Genomic DNA, 17,483 nt, shown 5'->3' with positions numbered 1-17,483 from the left:
ATTTAGAATTTAATATTAAAGTTTACGCCGTACCCTATAGCTACAGGATATTGCATTACCTCCATACCTGGTAGCAGAGTACCACCAGACATAGCCATAGATTCTGGGTCTATATGTTGAGGTGTTTTAGTCCATCTTAGGAGATTTCTACCAACTAAAGAGATATGTAACTCTTCCATTCCAGCAGATTTTATCCACTCTTTTGGCAATGAGTATCCAAGGCTAACTTCTCTTAATTTAATGAACGAAGCATCAAACGAGTTAGACTCGGCGTTGTTTCTAGTGTAATAGCCTCCAAAATGATAATATTTTTCTGGATATACTCTGACATCGTTAGGCACATATGTGCCATTTTCTAGTTTAACTCCTTTTCCTATGATACCTGTTTCTCTCCCTTCTAGTGTATATGGTAGTACCCCAGACTCTCCGCCTATGGCATTGGTATAAGAATAGATAACGCCTCCTTTTCTAATATCAAATAGCACTCCGAGTGAGAAGTTTTTATAATTGAATTGATTTCTAAAGCCTAGCATAAAATCAGGATTGTAGTTTCCTATGCGTTCTTTGGTGTCTGATAGTACAGGGAGTCCTTCATTAAAGATAATTTGACCGTCATTAGTTCTTTTAAATACATAACCATATATATCGCCCATTCTTCCACCAGGTCTAGCTTCTATGGTTACATCTGCAGGACCTTCAGCGATAATATAAGATTGCAAATCTTTGTAAAGTTCTCTAACCCAGCCTCTGTTTCTAGTAAAGTTGAAACTCATATTCCACATAAAGTTTTTAGATTTTACGGCTGTCCATCTTAGGAAGGCTTCTATACCTTGGTTTTCCACCAAACCAGCGTTTACTAGGTTGGCATTATATCCTGTGGCGTCGGATATTCTTACAGGGATAATCTGGTTTTTGGTTGCATTTTGGTAGAAAGAAGCATTAAACTCCAGTCTGTTTTTAAATCCAATAAACTCTAGTCCGACTTCTTTTGTGGTGGTAGTTTCAGGCTTTATGTCTGTATTTGGAGCTACTGTAGGATTGGTAACAGTACCTAGTAAACCTCCAGAAAGATATTTTTTTTGTAAAAATTCGGGAGAGGTTCCATTGGCAATAATCGCCCAGTTGGTTCTTATTTTGAGCAGATTGATGGCTCTACCCATATTTAAAGATTTATTGAGTAGCCAACTGAAAGAGGCTGATGGATAGAGATAAGTGTTTTTGTTTGTGGGTAGAGTAGAGAACCAATCGTTACGGGCGGTTACTTCTAAAAATGCATAATCTTTATATCCCAAATTGATGCTTCCTAAAACAGAATTAATTCTTTCTTGGGTAAATTCGCTGTATCTAGATACAAAATTCTGTGTATTGTTTAGAGAGTAGATGCCGTGGGTCATTAAAGCGTTGGATTGCAGAAACTTTTCACCAAGTTTTCTATCCATTCTACTCAAGCCGCCTAGTACATCTAGCTCAAAATCACCAAATTTATTTTGATATTTTAAGAGCATATCCACATTTACTTCATTAAAGTTGAGGTCCTGTAGCCTTAGCATTCCCTTTCTATACCTATGAGATGCCATAGGTCTTCTAGAAGTTCTATCTTCATTTTGATAATCTAGTCCAGTTCTTATGAGGGCAGAGAAGTTTTGATTAATCTTATAGTCTAGCTGAATGCTACCAAAAAATCGGTCTCTATTAAAGGCATTGATGTTCTCATTGGCGATTAAATAAGGGTTATCTGCCCACCCTAGAGAGTAGTTTTGTTTTACTCCAGGTTCTAGCCAATAGTTTTTTGCCCATTTTAAATCGTTATTTAGATGATTCCAATACAGTACATACATAAGTCCTTGAGAACCATATCCTGTTACGGGGACATTATCACTTTTAGTATTCACAAAATTTAGGCTAGTGGATAAGTCAAACTTAGGTGTTAGTTTAAAGGTACTGTGGGTTGAGAATGTATTTTTATGTAAATTAGTGTTTGGGATATAACCTTCGTTTTGATTATTAGTATAAGATATACGATAAGAAATATCGTCGGTAGTTCCTTGTACGCTTATGTTGTTTACGATTTGAGTCCCTGTTTTGAAAATATCTCTTAAATCATATCTTCTAACAAAAGGTATTTTCACACCATCGGCATATTCTGGAGAGCCGTTTTGAAGAAGGTATAAATTAGGGTCAAACTTTGGTCCATAATTTTCTCCTAAACCATTTAATAGTTGGAATCTTTCTCCTGCACTATTGGTGCCTCCTTGTCCATATACCGATTGAAACTCGGGAAGAATAGGATTTTGGAACATAAAAGAAGAATTGTAGTTCACTGCAAATTTGCGTCCCTTTTGTCCTTTTTTGGTGGTAATCATAATAACTCCATTTGCTGCTCTGGAGCCATATAGTGCGGCGGCACCACCTTTTAATACGGACATATTTTCAATATCTTCAGGATTGATGTCCATAATGCCACTTCCATAGTCAGATGGAAGGTCTCCTTGATTGGTTGGTGAGCCTCCAACTCCAAAAATACGGTTAGAGATAGGTATTCCATCAATAATAAACATTGGCGAATTATTGTTGATGTTAAGAGAGTTATCACCTCTTATGACAATTCTTGATGAACTAGCAACGCCAGAAGTTCCTGCGGTGATTTGGACACCAGATACTTTTCCAGAAAGATTGTCTAAAGGATTTACCGTTTTAACCTCGGTAAGTTCCGAACCAGATAGAGCTTGTATAGCGTTTGCTGTTTTTTTCTTTTCCTTTTTAATTCCTAGAGAAGAAATTACTACTTCATTGATTTGATGCTCTTTTTCATTTTGTTGGGCATCTATTTTTCCCATTATCATACAAATGAGCCCAATAATACATAAACGATTTTTTTTCATAAATACCTGCTTGATTTTGGGCCAAAACTATAAACTATGCTGTTAAAAGATATTAAGAGAGTTTTAACATAAGGTTAAGTTTTGTTAAAAAAGAAAAACCCAAGCGTTACACTTAGGCTTTGTAGATTTTGTATATGTTTTAAAGTAGAACTGACCGTTATTTCCCAGTTCTATTTTGGATATCGTTATTAGAGTTTTCGTTTTTCTTTACTTTTTTAACCTTTTGGTTTCCGAAATTGTAAGTAACTGAAAGAGCATAAGTTTGGTTATATTGTCTTTGGGTAACATCACTAATGTATCCATTCTCTTGTTGGTTTTTTACACGAATGTATCCCATTGTATTAAATACATCACTCGCTGTAAAACGAAAAGTCTAGTTTTCCCAATTCTTTTTTATGGAGAGGTCTAGCTTTTGTAGAGCACCGATAGTTCCTATTTCCATTTTTTGTTTAGAAATCCAAAAGTAATCTACATCTAACCAAAGATTTTTAGCTTTGTTAAGAGCAATTTGGTTGTTAGAACTTAATACTATATATTCGGTAGTTCTATCCACAACATAAGTAGGGAAAACTTCTTGATTTAGAGGGTCTTTGCTTACACTACCACTAAAACGGGTATAAACTCCAGTAGCGTTAAAACTTCCCATCCATCTACCATTAAAGAAGGCTTTTTGCATACCTATACTTGCAGATAGTTGGTTTTTGTTACCATAGTTAGTTCTTATATATCTCAGCTCCGTAATGTTGCCAGTGGTTTTTTGTAAAGGTATTTGAGTGGCTGCATCTTTAGTATAGTTTTGGCTAAGGCTTAGGAAATAAGTACTTTTAAACATATACATTAGCTGTTGGTTGTAGCTGGTAGAGGCTTTCATAAAAGGGTTGTTTTGCCCAAAGTTCGTTTCTGTGGTGTACATTCTTACAGGATTGAGTTCCCAAAACGAAGGTCTTCGTACTCGGCTAGAAAAAGAGTAGCTGATAGAATGATTATCATTAGCCTGATAAGCCAAATTAAGGAATGGAAGCAAATTACTGTAATTATTTTTGAAATGATAATAAGGGTCATTTTTTCCTTCTACATCACCTTGTGTAGCGGTCATTTCGTATCGTAAGCCTACTTTTGTAGAAAGTTTTTCGCCAAAATTTCTCTCGTAGTTGGTATAGAAAGCACCTATCTTTTCTTGATAAATAAAGTGGTTGCTTAATGCATTACTTCTATAAAATACCAAATCCGAAGCAGCAATATCAAAAATAGTATTGTCATCTGTTTTGGTAGTGCCAAAGTTTCCGCCTACGGATAGAGTAGAATTATCTTTGAGTTTCCAAATGTAATCTAAAAATCCAGAGGTATTATTGATGTTTTGAGGCGCCTCTTGATTCATAGCCGAATTAAGAGAAGCGGCATTATTGCCTACGCCAGAATAAAATAGTAAATTGCTGTTGTTTTGTCGGTTAAATTTGAGGTGAGATAGGTTGATTTTTAGTATGCTCCCATTTTTATCTGTTTTTAAATCATAGTTAAGAGCGGTAGAGAAATTTTGAGTGTTTTCTTTCTCTAGCCCTTCCGATGGGCGTATTTGGAATAAGTTTCCATTGATGAAGTCTTGGTTGTTAGAAGTGGTTTTGCCTTCTTTCTGAAAAGAAAGCCCAGAATTAAAACTAAAGTTTAAGTTACTCTTTTCAGTGAGTTCATAATCAGCGGTAATATTGAAATTAGTCCTTTGAGAAGGCATATCAATATCCACAAGGCTAAGAGTTTTGGTTGTAGAGGTTCCGTTCTCTATCGTAAACTTTTGTTTATAGTTGTCTTCGCTATATCCTAGACTTGTGCTTATGCCGAGTTTATTTTTTCTATAGTTTAAGCTGAGGTTAGATGAAGTATTATTATAAAATGCTTGTTCGTTTTCCATTCTTAGAACCCCATTAAAACCATCGGTATTTTTCTTTTTCATAACGATGTTAATGATGCCTGTGTCGCCTTCTACATTGTACTCGCTACCAGGAACGCTAATAACTTCTATCTTAGAAATGTTTTCAGAAGGCGTGCTTTTTAGTAGAGCTAACAAAGCATCAGCATTCATATTCGCTTTTCTTCCGTTGATGAAGATGGTGGTGCTAGACTTTCCTAAAATTTTAAACTCTTTCCCATCTGTAGTAGTAACGGTTGGTGTTTTTTGCAGAAGTTCTAAAACAGTATTCCCTTTGGCTGCGGGAGATGCTGCTACATTATACACCATTCTATCAGATTTTTGCTGAATGAATTTCTTGGTGATTGTAACTTCTTCTAACTTTTTAGTTTTAGTAGAATCGGTTTTAGAATTGGTTTGTGAAAATGCGGTTGTAGAAACCAAAATTCCGAGTAAAAAATAAGTCTTTCTCATAGCTTTCATTTTTTTTAAAAAGAGCCGAGCGGTGGTTATTAGTTTAAATGAATGTGAAACCCGACTCTTTTGTTAAGATTATTAGTTTTATTTTCTGATACAAAGATATATAAATAAATTACTATTATGTAATACAAAGTAGTAAATATTTTGTGTAAATTGTTTTAACTAATTGATTATCTGTGTTAAAAAATTAAATCTATTTAGGCTTTCTATAGAGTAAGACGCAAGAAATTATAAAAGGTTGCCTAAGAAATACTTATTTTTTTTGAAAAAGAGGTCGTTTTTGTTCTGCTAAAATCATAAACTGAACAAGATGGTTAGGTGTTAATCTTCCGTATTTTAAAATATCTTTCGTGTCGAAATCTTTAAGTACAAAATAAATGAAGGCATCTTTTTCGTCATAATTTATATTGAGTTCCTTGAAATAGTCTTCTCCTAATTCTTTATCTAAAATTTGGAGTAAATCTAGCAGCGTCCATTTATTATTTACTTCTCCTAAAGAGAACCCTTCTCCTTTGGGTTGGGTAAAAAGCATAGGATTTTCTAGTTTTGATTTTCGGTAATAGCTGTAAGGTGTTTTCTTATAGTCAATAAATAAATCCAATTTTAGTTGCTCCAAATTTTTATTGGGTTTAAATTGTTTTAGGTCTTCCTTGATATTACCTGTTGTTTTTACATTTAATTGTACCTCTTCGATTTCTTTGTAAGAGGGGAGTAGCATTATGTTTAATTCATTGCTGAAACTTTTGGAAGATACTTTGTAAGCCACTCTTTCATAGCCGTATTTTACAAATCTTAGTTCTTCGTTTTCGGAAGCAGTTATATTAAAGGCACCATTGTTATCCGTGGTGGTTTGTTGATTGGTGGTTATATTGATAACAAGGGTATTACCTAAAGGGATATGATTTTCACTAACGACTTTCCCTGTGATTATTTTTTGAGAAAACAAAGATTGATTTAGTAATAAAGGAAGGATAATAATATATAGAGCTTTCATCATAGTTTTTAAGGTAAGGTTATGCAGGTTTCAAATGTAATCCAAAAAGTAATATAGAGTTATTGGTTTAACAGTAGGTTAATAGTCTTTAAGACTATTTAACGCTTATCATTTAAACTTGGGTTAAAGATTTATTCCCTAAACAGAAAAATTACTATCTTTGCGGACTAAAGTTTACGGGGGCTGACTGGTTTCGACAGCAAGGTCAGTAGGTAAGTAAGCATGCAGAGAACCGTAGCGCGATCTCTTTAATCCCTTGCTACAAAGTTTAACTGGCAACGAAGAGTTTGCTCTTGCTGCTTAATCCGAAGCATTAGTAGGATAAGCCTTTTCCCGAAGTATAGTAAGGAAACAAGATGTCTCACGGAAGCTCTGTTCTGCGGCGTCCGAGTATGAGGCATAGGAAATGCGGAAATAAGCCTTTAGAAGCTTTGGCTAAAGGACGAAAATCTTAAAAGATAAGCATAAAGTTGGCGGTCTGTTGTCTGCTTTATGACGAAAACTAAAAACAGACTAAGCATGTAGAAAGCTTGCGTATTGCTTGTTTGGACGAGGGTTCGAATCCCTCCAGCTCCACTGATTAAACTAAAGGGAACTTTCTAAAGTTCTCTTTTTTATTTCCCAATATTTTACTTGCGAAGTCTTTAGGTATAAAATGTTTTGGCAAGCTAAAAAACCGAACTCAAATTTGAGTTCGGTTTTTGAAAATATAGTATAGTTTAAACTATCACGATAGGTGTACTTAGCATTTCTGTTCTAGGTTCTTTTAATAGCGTTTTACTATTGCTATACTGCGTGGTGATGCTTAGCTCATAATTACCTGCTTCTAAATCCGTAGGAACGAGAATGAGTAACCTTGACGGCTCATTAAGTACAATATGCTCTGCTGAGAGTTTTACCTCATTTTGGTTGTCTAGATTTTTAAAGACGATACCATTTTTAGGGTTGTTGCCGTCTATTTTAATATAAGTACCTTTGATTTCGGCGTTTTTGCCTTTGGTAAGGTTGCCGTCTGCTTTGCCTGTAGCTTTGTCGGTAATACCGAATACACTCATTGGGCTAGACTGCTCGCCGAGGATTTCTACTTTGGTATCGTTGGCGGCTTTTCTTAGGTCGGTGCCTTGGTTCACATTTACATAAACGGAGTGCTTCTCTTTGTCCCAAGTCTTATCGTAAAATACGCCCTTAATGGCAGGACGCATATATACTAATCCTGTATTTACACTATACCCGTTGAGTACCAACTCCGAGGCTTTGCGGTTAAAACGAGTGATAATATCTACCGCCGTTTCGGTCTGTATCTCCATACCCTCTTTTTTGAGGGCTTCTATGATTTCTGTAATGCCGAGGCTACCACCTAGAAGTGGTACGGCTACAAAATCGTTAGGGTCATCTTTCGTGAGTAGGTTGGGACGCAACCATGCTTTTAAGGTATTCATAAGTGTAAAATTTTAATGTTACCCGTTGTGCATTATGAAATGAAAAAAACAAGAGTTGTTTATTAGACTGAAAATCAGTATATTGTTTTTGCTATAAAACGGTATAAATGAACAACATAGAGCAAATATATGAAAGAATTTTGGAAGTTTTAGGACTTTTTTCAGAAAATCAACTGATTAGTTATCAGAGAAGAACACCTAAAATGAGCGATTTAGAAGTCATAAGTCTTAATATTACTGCTGAATACTTGAGTATTGATAGCGAATTACAGTTATTTAGAAAATTGCCAAACTCTCTGATAAACAAAATTGAAAGAAGTGTTTACAATAAGCGAAAACGAAGACTATCCCTACAAACAGAGCAAATTAGACAGCGTATTTCGATGGAGTTCAATGAGTTTGAAGATATTTTTATCGTTGATAGCATGCCAATGAAAGTTTGTGAAAACGCTCGTTCTACTCGTTCAAAAATTTGTAAAGAGCAATCCTATTCTTCACCAACATATGGTTATTGTGCTTCACAGAAATTATATTTCTATGGCTATAAACTACACGCAGTATGTTCTTTAAATGGTGTGATTAAGAATTTTGATATAAGCCCTGCATCCGTTCACGACATCCACTATTTAAAAGATATTGGTGAGCAAATGCGAAACTGTACTTTAATTGGAGATAGAGGCTATTTATCAGCAAAAGTTCAAATAGATTTATTTAACTATGCTAATATTAAATTAGATACACCAATGAGAAGTAATCAGAAAGATTATATTCCTCAATTTTCATTGTACAAGAAAAAGCGAAAACGAATTGAGACATTTTTCTCTCAACTTTGCGACCAATTTATGATTAAAAGAAACAATGCTAAAACTTTTGAAGGCTTTAAAACAAGGATAATCAGTAAAATAACCGCCGCAACGGTTATTCAATATATCAATAAATTTATCTTCCAAAGAAAATTAAATCATCTAAAAATCAGTATTATTTAAAATGCACAACGAGTTATTCTTATTCACTTTTTAAGGAATTATCAAATAAAACCCCATTAAATGAAAGTTTATACAAACCTCAAAAATCCGTAGATTATTGGAAATATTTTGATTTAAAAGGAAAGCAAATTGCTTTTGATTGTAATACTAAAAAATTTTTTTGGACAGAGAACTATGAGTGGGAAAAGAAACGAGAATTTGCAAATAGAGAAAGTCTAATTGATACTCTTTTACAAACTGTGTAACATGAAAAGTTATTTTTTTAAGTTACACAGTTTATGGGAGACTACCGAAAGTCTCCCTAATCATCTCGCCTCATATCCATCTTTAAACTTTAAGAATTTTTCGGCATCTTTTGGATTCTTTTTCATCCATTTATTAATGAGATCGGTGTTGTATTGAAGTTGTTCGACTTCACTTTTGTTGTAAATCACTTTTTTGTCATTCTTGATTTCTTGAAGCAATTCTGCTCTGATTTCCATTTTGGTTTGAATGCTGGTATTATACCATTGTTTTGAAAAATAAAAACATAGAAACATAACCAATACAGATAGCACAAACATTGATAATGCCGTTAGATTAAACTTTTCATAAAACTTCTTCTTTTTTTCAAACTTCTCTAATTTTTCAGAAAGTTCATCCATTTTTAAAATAGACTGTTCCGATAAATGAGCATTTATGCTTTTAGGAATTGTTCCGATAAGCTGTTTGAATCGCTCCAGAAACTCATCTTTCATTTTCTCTAACACTTTGATATTGTAGTTAGCGGTTCTCACAGTAGATTCTAAATGCCCTACAATATTGGCAAGATCTTCTACATTATGACTAAAATTCACCATTAATTCAATATTCTCTTCGTTGGATTGAATCACTTTTTTTAGAAGTTCCATCCCATTGTCTATTGGTTGATTTTCATTAAAATTTTGTTCCTGATTATTCTGATTTTCTTGCATTGTTTTAATTTTTTCTATGTTAATAGTCATTTTAAATTTATTATCTAAATCTGCTTTTGTTAATTTGATGATTTTCACTCTGTTGGAGATTACTCAACAGCATTTCTTTAATATCCTTGATTTTGAGTTTATTCGTTATCTCCGAAAGTTTATATCCTGCTCGATATTCTTTCTTGGTTTCGGCATTAATATCCGAGTGCTTCACAATTCGCATTCCCGAAACACCTACTTTCTGATTTTCTGATAAGGTTACTCGATAATCTCTCTGATTCATTAGCTCTTTTAGTTCCTCAAAAGATCTTGCAGTTTTTAAAACTTTCTGCAAATCATGTAGCATTTGCTCTTTCTTCTCTTTACCTATTTCTATATCTGTTTTCAAATTCATTTCTTTGCAGACTTCTCTCACAGCTTTTCCGAAGCGTTCGCCAATCTTGTGAGCTTCAATCGTATTGATGCCTTTCGTGTTCACACGATTTACCACAAAATGAATGTGTTTATGCTTCGTAGAATTATGAATATCCAATCTTATCTGATTATCACTCGTAACTCCAACTTTCTTCAAGGCTTTTAAGGCGAGTTCAATAAGTTGCTCATTGGAAATTTCATTGTCTTTGGTTTGCTCTGGAGAGATATATCCAGTTAATGCCCAATTCTTGATTTTTGAATTTCTTTCGGTAACGGATTTCATTTCCTGAAACTGTAATTCTGCATCATCGGATAAAAGATTATTCGAATACACCATTTCGGCTGTGTCTTTATCATTTCCGTTATATTCGATAGCAATCTTACTGATTCTTCTGGTCGTTGCTGAATTATTCATTTTCGATGATTTTTTGATATAAATACTCTCTGATTAATTTGGTCACGGTTTGGATTTCATTCAGTATTTCTTTCTTGTTTTCAAATTCGTTCCATTCTCGGTTTCGTAGCAGATTGGATATTCTGATGAAATGATTACCATATTGCAGTAATATTTCATCGGTTTTAAATTCATCGATTTTAAGTTCTTTTTCGGTTAAAATCAATCGTGCATATTGGGAAAGTTTAAGGTTAAGTTCTTCTGCTTTTTCTTGAATTTTCTGATATTCTTTTTCGGTTACTTTTGTTGAAATAATTTTTGAAAAATCATCTGATTTCTTCTTCACTAATCCACCTTTTCTTCCGATGTTTTGAAAGTGTTTTTTTCTCTTTTCTAAAGCAAGAATCTTCTCTTGCTCTTCTTTGGCTTTGGCTATAAATTCAGTTAGAAAATCTTGTTTCATTTTTTGTTGTTTTTAAGTTTAAATTTTGTCTGTTTCATTTTTTTTAGTAATTAATTCTGAGCATTGATTGAAAATTTGAATTACATCTATTTTACTCTTTTTCATTAATTCCGTTTCGACGACAGGAGAAACCAAAAAGTGGAAAGTTCCCATTTGCGTATGCTTATGGTAAACTTTGCGTACTTTTTGCACTAAGACTAAGCGTAAAATTTACCGTCTCATTTTGTAAGTTGGTTTCTCTTCAATATGAATTTGCTCTTCTGATTTTTTTGAGATTAAATATTCATTCAAATCTTTAAAATCTTTGTGTTGATTTCTTTGGTCGATAACATTAGAATGAAGTTTGTTTAACTTTTCTGCGAGTAAATCTCCAGCTCTGTCATTATCCAAATACAATTCAATCTTTTGATAATTTTCCAATGATTTTTCAATTTTAAAAAGCCATTGAAAAGAAATTTAAAATCACGAAATCGGAAGCCTCGTCTTTGAAATTTTGGTCTTCATTTTTGAGAGTGAGATAGGACAAATAATCGCTAAAGCCTTCAAATATTTTTAATGTTTGAGCTTTTGTATTGGAGTTGTTTTTAACAGAAGTAATATCTTTTTTACCCAAGGCTATCTTCATATATTTGTTCCTAATTTCATATCCTCTAGAATCATTTTTGAAGGCAACAGCAAAGTAGGTTTTGTCTTCAATTTGATAATGGATTTCTTTTAGTTCTGATTTTTGAGTTTCAAGATTTCTGTCTTTCAAATAATCCAAAAGTGCAGGATGCGAAACTTCTTTTACTTCTAAAATTTGATAAGTTTTTCTTTCTTGACGATTCTTCATTAAAAGTTCTTTTTGCTTTTGAAAAGAAAAGTCAAAGCGTTTGAGATATTCAAGGGCATCAGATACCGAACATTGTTTAAGTTCTTGAACAATGGATACGACATCGTATTGTTTTCCTGTACCAAAATCAAAAGCTGTATTTTTTACATAATTAACCAAAAGACTTGGTGTGCGTTCTTGTCGGTTGACAGCATAATAGTAAGCGGTTTTCGGATGTTCTTTGCTCGGTGAAAGAGAAAAGCTTTCCATCACTTCTCTAATGCTGATATTTTCATTGGCTTGTTTGCAATTCATTTTTCTGTGTTTTTAGTTGTTGATTGATTTTTTGAAATGTTAAATTTTCGTTGGATGTGAATTGGAGATTTGTGATAGGTTTATCATTAGATTTTTTTGTTGAATTGTTGAGTGAAATCAATAATATTCTGATTGATAAATATTTATCAACTCAACAAAGTCTCAACAATTCAACAAAATTGGATTTTTATGCTCAACAAACGCTCAACAAAGCAGTAAGATTTTAAGTTTGTTGAGGATTTTGTTGAATGAGTAATTATTTGATTTTCTTTTTATTAAGCAATTAGCTTAACAAATCAACATATTTTTTTAAAATGAAATTTCTGGAAATGTTAAAATATCTTCCTACAGAATTATTTTGGCAGAAGTTTCCAGTGTAATCAATATCGTATCTTATATAGGCTAAACCATTCTTTTGTGGCTCTAGTTCCCATTTGTTCTTCAAAATGTTTCTTACCTCATTTCTTGTGTAATAAGTTTGCTTGAACATTCGGTTAATCATATTCAGAATGTCCTGTGGGACAACATTGATTTCTTGATCTTCATTCGATTCAAAGAATTCATAAAACAGTTCCACCATTTTGCTTTCCAATTTATTTCCGTTTTTGAAAACTAACTTTTGCAATGCCTTAGTCTTAATGTCGGATGATTCAAACCACATTCTTGTTTTCCTCGGAGAGAAAAAAAGTCGGTCAATTAAGAATCTTAGGAATAATGGAATCTCCCTTTTCAAATTTTCTAAAAACTCCGTGTTTTCAGATTTTATAGGATTAATTTTAAGCACCCAAAATCGGATTTCGTTCTCATCAATCTGAATGAAGTTGTCTTCATTATTGGAACAAAGAATGAATTTACCGAAGAAATCTATTTCCTCCCGATCTTTGCCTTTGTTCTCTAATTTATCTTTATTGGTCGTAGAAAGGTATTTCAGTCGTTCGGTAATTTCTTTTTTATCAAAGAAAACTTCATCGATTGCAATGAGTAACATCGAAGCCCAGTCTGAATTGAACTGGCTATTAAATGAATCACCTTTAATGTAAGTCATATTCAGTCCAAAGATTTCTTTAAGCCATTTTAGAAAAGTGGATTTCCCTGTTGCTCGTTCTTTACTTACTAAGCAGAGAATTGGCAAAACCTGTACTGGTTTTTGTAATAGGATTTTCAAGTAATCCAAACCTAAGTCAATCTGCTTCCCAAAAATATGTTCTAAAAAAGAGATAGAGTAGGGAATTTCCTCAATGCTTACTTTTGCAAGTACTGGTTGTATCGGTATTTCCTTGTACATATTGTAGAAGTTTCCAATAGTTTTCTTGTATCCTAAATGATTTGGAATACAGCAAAATCCATCGTATTTTGGAATATTATAAATGTATTTCTTTCCATGATCTTGGATAATGATTTCTCTTGACCACTTGGCAAGAGTTACCGTGGAATGTCCTGAAATTTGTGGACGCTCAATCAGTTTGTAATAAATTGTTCCAACTCGGATGTAAGGAATATTATTATTCATTTTTAAAGTTTAATGTTAAAAATTATGTGCTAGACAATCTGAAATATTACTTTCTCTTGCCTTTTCCATATTCAAGAAGCTCTTTAATTGAATAATAATACCTCCCATTAAAATTATAATGAGGTAAATTTTTATTTTTCCTCCAATCTATAATGGTAGGAACGGAAATTTGCAAAAATTTAGAAGCCTCGATTTGTGATACCAAATCTTCTGGACTTTCTTCTACCTTTTTAGATGGTAATGTGAATTCGGTTGCTTTCTTCAGAATGATTTCAACCGCCTTTTCCAAATCGGATTTGGAATGTGAATAAAGTTGTACTGACATTTTAATTGATTTTAGTTAAACGATTATGACTTTATTGTCAGTACAAAGGTTGGAAATTACCCGCTTAACTATTTTATAGTCTCTATTTAATCGATATATATTTGATAATCAATGTCTTAATTTTAATTTTTATAAAATAGAATCTCTATTTTATAATCTATTTTCAATTGTTTTTAATGAATGGCCGATGTCTGAAAACTCTTCAAAAATGATTTCTGCAAACTTCTTTTTTTCTAAAGAAAACTTAGAAATAGAATAGGAAGCAGCTTTATAAAATTCCTCTCTGTTTTTAATAAAGAAACTCCTATCCTTATATTTTTCACCCTTTTTAGTAGGTTGTTTATTAGCCTTATTTCTGAATCTTCTTTTTACAAATTCTTGAACATCTGAAATATTTTCAGCCGACATTTTTATGTTATCATAACTTTCTAATTGACTAGTTAGAATCTCTGTCAAACTATTTACTGTGCAATTACCAGATAACACATATATAAGATAATTTTTTTCTGGTTGGATTAAATTTATTTTTTCTTTTAGTTCATCAAGAGCATTTATTTGCCCCGAAAGTTTATCTTCAAAGCCAACCTTATCAAAAGCTAATTTTAAATTGTCTATGGATTGATTTATAACCAATAAACTTTTTTCGATATTGGAATTTTCTTTGTCTGAATTCAGAATTTTATCAATTTCCATATCAATAAGTGAAATATCATAATGCAAACCTTCATTATCGTCAAATTTTATCAATCTAATATCAAGCAACATATCGATAATTACTTGATAATCCATATTTAAAAGACTGAGATTTTTTGTTAACTTATCTATTCTACTAATAGTTTCCAACACATTTTTGATGTATTTTCGATAGAAAAGAGTTGTGGTATAATTATCGGAAATTGAATTGAATAATTTACTATCGTAATATTCAAATGCTAATAGTTTATCTATTTTGGGGAGAAAATTTTCATTCAAGAAATTTTTGTATTCCTCGTTACTGATTCCACTTAATTCCGTTCTTTTAATTTTATCAATAATGGAATCAAAACTTTTTCTTCGGTACTCTTCTGTTTGGTCATTATAATAACTGACTTTTGAATTATATTTTTGAAACTCGAAATCTTTACGAAGATTGAATTTTCCTTCTTTTTTTGATTTCCAAACCTTAACAAATAAATAAATTAAACATCCGAAAATAAGCAATCCATAAATCCAATAGGAAGTGAAAAAACTATAAATTGCTAAAACGAAATAAGCTAACAATACTGCATATATTATGGATTTAAAAACAAGATAAGACCTGTAAATTGTTTTTTGCAAAAGCCAAGTGAATTCATTAAACAAAAATTTATCAATGACATAGAGATAAGTTTTATAAAAAATTGCAAACCCAATAACACATAAAATTGCAACAATCAAAAACAGGCGTATATTTTCAGAAATTTCTCCCATAAATTTATTTTATAAATTCATAATGCTGTTGATTTTCTCTTTTACAATTTCTATTCTTTCATCAATAATTAATGGATGAATATGGGTTAGCAGAAGTTCCTCTAAAAGACCTTTATCTATAATTTTTTGAATTTCAGATTTAATAAATTCTAAAATTCTCGAATCGCATTTAGAAATTTCTTCTACAATTGTAGTTCTGTTATCAATAATGTAAATAATATCTTCAATGTCGTGGCTTGTCCTATAATCTTTCCCTCGATTATTGAAAGCTTCAAATTTTGTTGCAAGAAAACAAGGTGCTGATAAAATGAAAATCTCCTGTCCTTTCACATTCACTTTCCATAAATCTTCAAAACCTATTTTATACCAACGGTTGGTAGAACCAAAAGCACTATCTTCAGCAGGAATAATATCAACAGGATATTTTTTGAAAGTATAACTGCAAATTGATGTTCCAAAAGGATCCGGGTGAAAACCTAATTTTCCTAATTCTTCTATTGTCTTATGAAATTCTCCAATATCAACAATATTTACAGTAAAATCTATATCTTTCGTTGGGCGTATTTCGTCAGCTGCGGGGTCATCTGTGTAAAGACTAATAACCGCTCCTCCAACAAATACTACTTGTTCCCTATAATGTTGTAAGCCTTCTGCTACTTCAGCTACAACTCCTACATTGATGGTTTTGTTATGCAATTTCTAAATATTTTTTAAGGTATTCTACTGCTATTTCTTTTTCTCTTGTTCTACCAACACGGATAGCATCTGTGATGGCAAGTAATTCATATAATTTTTCATCTTTTAGCGATGCTTCAGGAACAGAGGAATATAAAGGCTCTATGCTTTGTCCTCTCGCTGTGCCTTTCGCATACGCCCAAACATACATTTCACTGCTTTGAATTTCTTTATTAAGTGGTGATGCACTATGAGCGGTTGGAACTCCTCTGACAATTGCACCAGGCTTTTGAGGGAAAACATATCTTATTCCATATTGAAGAAATTCTGCGAGAGCATATCTCATCACTTTTTTTCCTTTTGAATCTAATAATCCAGAATTTTTTGACCTTGCTACAGACTCACTGATTTCTGATTGACTGATTCCCAATTCCACGGCAATCTCTGATTGATTCCACGTATCACTTTTCAAACTTACAATTTTCAGCAACAAAACAATGTCTTGCGGTTTCATATTTTGTTTTGAATTTTTCATATATTGTATATTGCGATATGCAATATTAGTAAAAAAATACGAACTACACATTCAAAATATCTCATATTGCGATATGCGATAATTTATCCCCAAGCTTTGTCCATTTGTTCGTCGGTAAATACTTCCGTTACTTTCATATATTTATCCAATACTGCATCTTTTTTAATATTGGCAATCTTTTTAATGGCTTTCGGTTCCATTCCCAACAGAAGAGAATTAGTAATAAAGGTTTTTCGTGCTGTATGACTTGTAATGAATTTACATTTTGGCTGAGTAAGTGTTTTTTTCTGATTTCCTACAAACCAATGAATAGTAAATGGTTGTGTAATTTCTGCTTCCTCACAACAATCTTTGATATACTGATTAAACTTTTGAGAAGAAATAACAGGCAAAGGTTCATGAATTGTCCCTTTATATTTTTCCAATATAGTCTTTGCGTATTTGTTAAGTTTAATTGCGTGATTCTGGGTTTTAGTCTTTTGTATTGAAAGGATAATGTGGTCTTCAGAAATATTGGCTAAATGCAGTTTCGATAAATCGGAGAACCTTAATCCTGTAAAACATCCCATACAATAGAAATCTCTTACTTGAGAAAGTTTATCCGATTCAAATTCTTTTTCATATAATTTCATCAATTCATCAAAGGTCAGATAAACAATATCTATATCATGTTCGACTGCTCTAAATTTTTCAAAATCTCGATTGGTATTATAGCCTTTTTCAGTAGCCCAATTTAAAAATGATTTTAAAACTTTTATCACTTTAGCAAAATAGTTTTGTTTCATTTTCTTTACTTCAAAAGAATAATTTCTCAACGATTCAAAAAATTCATTATTAACTTTATCAAAGGAAAGTGAAATATGTTCTTCTTTGCAGAAATATCCTAAAAAATTTTTCACTGTCGTTTGTCCCTTTATCGTATTAGGAGTTTTTGTAAGCTTCCCTTTTTCGATATAATCATCAA

17 protein-coding genes and 1 other RNA gene are annotated in these 17,483 nt (G+C 32.4%); 2 read left to right on the top strand and 16 right to left on the bottom strand.

What is annotated here, in order from left to right; translation table 11 throughout:
- Positions 1-2: 2 nt before the first annotated feature.
- The 4 genes from VIX88_RS07070 to VIX88_RS07055 form a co-directional block, all read right to left on the bottom strand.
- On the bottom strand, positions 3-2,882 hold the full coding sequence (locus tag VIX88_RS07070) for a SusC/RagA family TonB-linked outer membrane protein (protein WP_237190233.1): 2,880 nt from the start codon (positions 2,880-2,882) through the stop codon (positions 3-5).
- A gap of 157 nt (positions 2,883-3,039) precedes the next feature.
- Positions 3,040-3,219, bottom strand: a complete 180-nt coding sequence (locus VIX88_RS07065) for a hypothetical protein (protein ID WP_225908196.1) — start codon at positions 3,217-3,219, stop codon at positions 3,040-3,042.
- A gap of 36 nt (positions 3,220-3,255) precedes the next feature.
- Entirely contained in the window at positions 3,256-5,259 is a 2,004-nt protein-coding gene (locus VIX88_RS07060) for an outer membrane beta-barrel family protein (protein ID WP_237190232.1), read from the bottom strand.
- 259 nt (positions 5,260-5,518) lie between these two features.
- Positions 5,519-6,262, bottom strand: coding sequence for a carboxypeptidase-like regulatory domain-containing protein (locus VIX88_RS07055; protein WP_185126653.1), 744 nt, complete (start codon positions 6,260-6,262; stop codon positions 5,519-5,521).
- Between the two features lie 176 nt (positions 6,263-6,438).
- On the opposite strand from VIX88_RS07055, the gene ssrA reads away from it, so the two are divergent.
- Positions 6,439-6,838: a transfer-messenger RNA gene (gene ssrA, locus VIX88_RS07050) on the top strand.
- 140 nt (positions 6,839-6,978) lie between these two features.
- Here the strand turns inward: ssrA and VIX88_RS07045 are convergent.
- Positions 6,979-7,698, bottom strand: a complete 720-nt coding sequence (locus VIX88_RS07045; RefSeq protein WP_064969356.1) for a DNA-binding domain-containing protein — start codon at positions 7,696-7,698, stop codon at positions 6,979-6,981.
- A gap of 107 nt (positions 7,699-7,805) precedes the next feature.
- Between VIX88_RS07045 and VIX88_RS07040 the strand changes: the two genes are divergently transcribed.
- Complete coding sequence (locus tag VIX88_RS07040; protein ID WP_127919812.1) at positions 7,806-8,684, top strand: IS982-like element ISRa1 family transposase; 879 nt, start codon at positions 7,806-7,808, stop codon at positions 8,682-8,684.
- A 305-nt stretch (positions 8,685-8,989) separates the two neighbouring features.
- On the opposite strand, the gene VIX88_RS07035 is transcribed toward VIX88_RS07040, so the two are convergent.
- The 11 genes from VIX88_RS07035 to VIX88_RS06985 all read right to left on the bottom strand — a co-directional run bounded on the left by VIX88_RS07035 (position 8,990) and on the right by VIX88_RS06985 (position 17,472).
- Entirely contained in the window at positions 8,990-9,715 is a 726-nt protein-coding gene (locus tag VIX88_RS07035; protein ID WP_081276936.1) for a hypothetical protein, read from the bottom strand.
- Entirely contained in the window at positions 9,678-10,457 is a 780-nt protein-coding gene (locus tag VIX88_RS07030; protein WP_064971126.1) for a relaxase/mobilization nuclease domain-containing protein, read from the bottom strand. Before VIX88_RS07030 ends, VIX88_RS07035 begins: the two co-directional genes overlap by 38 nt.
- Complete coding sequence (locus tag VIX88_RS07025; RefSeq protein ID WP_064971125.1) at positions 10,450-10,899, bottom strand: plasmid mobilization protein; 450 nt, start codon at positions 10,897-10,899, stop codon at positions 10,450-10,452. Before VIX88_RS07025 ends, VIX88_RS07030 begins: the two co-directional genes overlap by 8 nt.
- A 210-nt stretch (positions 10,900-11,109) precedes the next feature.
- A complete protein-coding gene (locus VIX88_RS07020; protein ID WP_237190230.1) occupies positions 11,110-11,295 on the bottom strand; it encodes a toprim domain-containing protein in 186 nt (61 codons plus the stop codon).
- A gap of 37 nt (positions 11,296-11,332) precedes the next feature.
- Positions 11,333-12,025 (bottom strand): DNA primase, encoded by a 693-nt coding sequence (locus VIX88_RS07015; protein WP_225908274.1) that lies wholly within the window; start codon positions 12,023-12,025, stop codon positions 11,333-11,335.
- 283 nt (positions 12,026-12,308) lie between these two features.
- Complete coding sequence (locus tag VIX88_RS07010; protein ID WP_064971124.1) at positions 12,309-13,535, bottom strand: primase-helicase family protein; 1,227 nt, start codon at positions 13,533-13,535, stop codon at positions 12,309-12,311.
- A 46-nt stretch (positions 13,536-13,581) separates the two neighbouring features.
- A complete protein-coding gene (locus VIX88_RS07005) occupies positions 13,582-13,860 on the bottom strand; it encodes a helix-turn-helix domain-containing protein (RefSeq protein WP_064971123.1) in 279 nt (92 codons plus the stop codon).
- A 150-nt stretch (positions 13,861-14,010) separates the two neighbouring features.
- Positions 14,011-15,309 (bottom strand): hypothetical protein, encoded by a 1,299-nt coding sequence (locus VIX88_RS07000; protein WP_064971122.1) that lies wholly within the window; start codon positions 15,307-15,309, stop codon positions 14,011-14,013.
- A gap of 9 nt (positions 15,310-15,318) precedes the next feature.
- Positions 15,319-16,005 carry a nucleotidyl transferase AbiEii/AbiGii toxin family protein gene (locus VIX88_RS06995; RefSeq protein WP_064971121.1) on the bottom strand — a complete coding sequence of 229 codons (687 nt, stop codon included), beginning with the start codon at positions 16,003-16,005 and terminating at the stop codon, positions 15,319-15,321.
- Positions 15,998-16,519, bottom strand: a complete 522-nt coding sequence (locus tag VIX88_RS06990; protein WP_214193707.1) for a hypothetical protein — start codon at positions 16,517-16,519, stop codon at positions 15,998-16,000. Before VIX88_RS06990 ends, VIX88_RS06995 begins: the two co-directional genes overlap by 8 nt.
- Positions 16,520-16,602: 83 nt before the next feature.
- Complete coding sequence (locus VIX88_RS06985; RefSeq protein ID WP_262897491.1) at positions 16,603-17,472, bottom strand: site-specific integrase; 870 nt, start codon at positions 17,470-17,472, stop codon at positions 16,603-16,605.
- Positions 17,473-17,483 lie beyond the last annotated feature (11 nt).

It is taken from the genome of Riemerella anatipestifer (assembly GCF_035666175.1).
Classification (GTDB): Bacteria; Bacteroidota; Bacteroidia; order Flavobacteriales; family Weeksellaceae; genus Riemerella; species Riemerella anatipestifer_D.
The sequence above is the reverse complement of the archived record's forward strand: the minus strand, read 5'-3'. Positions and strand labels throughout refer to the sequence as shown.

What these genes read in the sequence shown, in the direction of transcription:
- VIX88_RS07070 (WP_237190233.1), bottom strand. Translation starts at nt 2,882, where the DNA reads ATGAAAAAAAATCGTTTATGTATTATTGGGCTCATTTGTATGATAATG.
- VIX88_RS07065 (WP_225908196.1), bottom strand. Translation starts at nt 3,219, where the DNA reads ATGGGATACATTCGTGTAAAAAACCAACAAGAGAATGGATACATTAGT.
- VIX88_RS07060 (WP_237190232.1), bottom strand. Translation starts at nt 5,259, where the DNA reads ATGAGAAAGACTTATTTTTTACTCGGAATTTTGGTTTCTACAACCGCA.
- VIX88_RS07055 (WP_185126653.1), bottom strand. Translation starts at nt 6,262, where the DNA reads ATGATGAAAGCTCTATATATTATTATCCTTCCTTTATTACTAAATCAA.
- VIX88_RS07045 (WP_064969356.1), bottom strand. Translation starts at nt 7,698, where the DNA reads ATGAATACCTTAAAAGCATGGTTGCGTCCCAACCTACTCACGAAAGAT.
- VIX88_RS07040 (WP_127919812.1), top strand. Translation starts at nt 7,806, where the DNA reads ATGAACAACATAGAGCAAATATATGAAAGAATTTTGGAAGTTTTAGGA.
- VIX88_RS07030 (WP_064971126.1), bottom strand. Translation starts at nt 10,457, where the DNA reads ATGAATAATTCAGCAACGACCAGAAGAATCAGTAAGATTGCTATCGAA.
- VIX88_RS07025 (WP_064971125.1), bottom strand. Translation starts at nt 10,899, where the DNA reads ATGAAACAAGATTTTCTAACTGAATTTATAGCCAAAGCCAAAGAAGAG.
- VIX88_RS07015 (WP_225908274.1), bottom strand. Translation starts at nt 12,025, where the DNA reads ATGAATTGCAAACAAGCCAATGAAAATATCAGCATTAGAGAAGTGATG.
- VIX88_RS07010 (WP_064971124.1), bottom strand. Translation starts at nt 13,535, where the DNA reads ATGAATAATAATATTCCTTACATCCGAGTTGGAACAATTTATTACAAA.
- VIX88_RS07005 (WP_064971123.1), bottom strand. Translation starts at nt 13,860, where the DNA reads ATGTCAGTACAACTTTATTCACATTCCAAATCCGATTTGGAAAAGGCG.
- VIX88_RS07000 (WP_064971122.1), bottom strand. Translation starts at nt 15,309, where the DNA reads ATGGGAGAAATTTCTGAAAATATACGCCTGTTTTTGATTGTTGCAATT.
- VIX88_RS06990 (WP_214193707.1), bottom strand. Translation starts at nt 16,519, where the DNA reads ATGAAAAATTCAAAACAAAATATGAAACCGCAAGACATTGTTTTGTTG.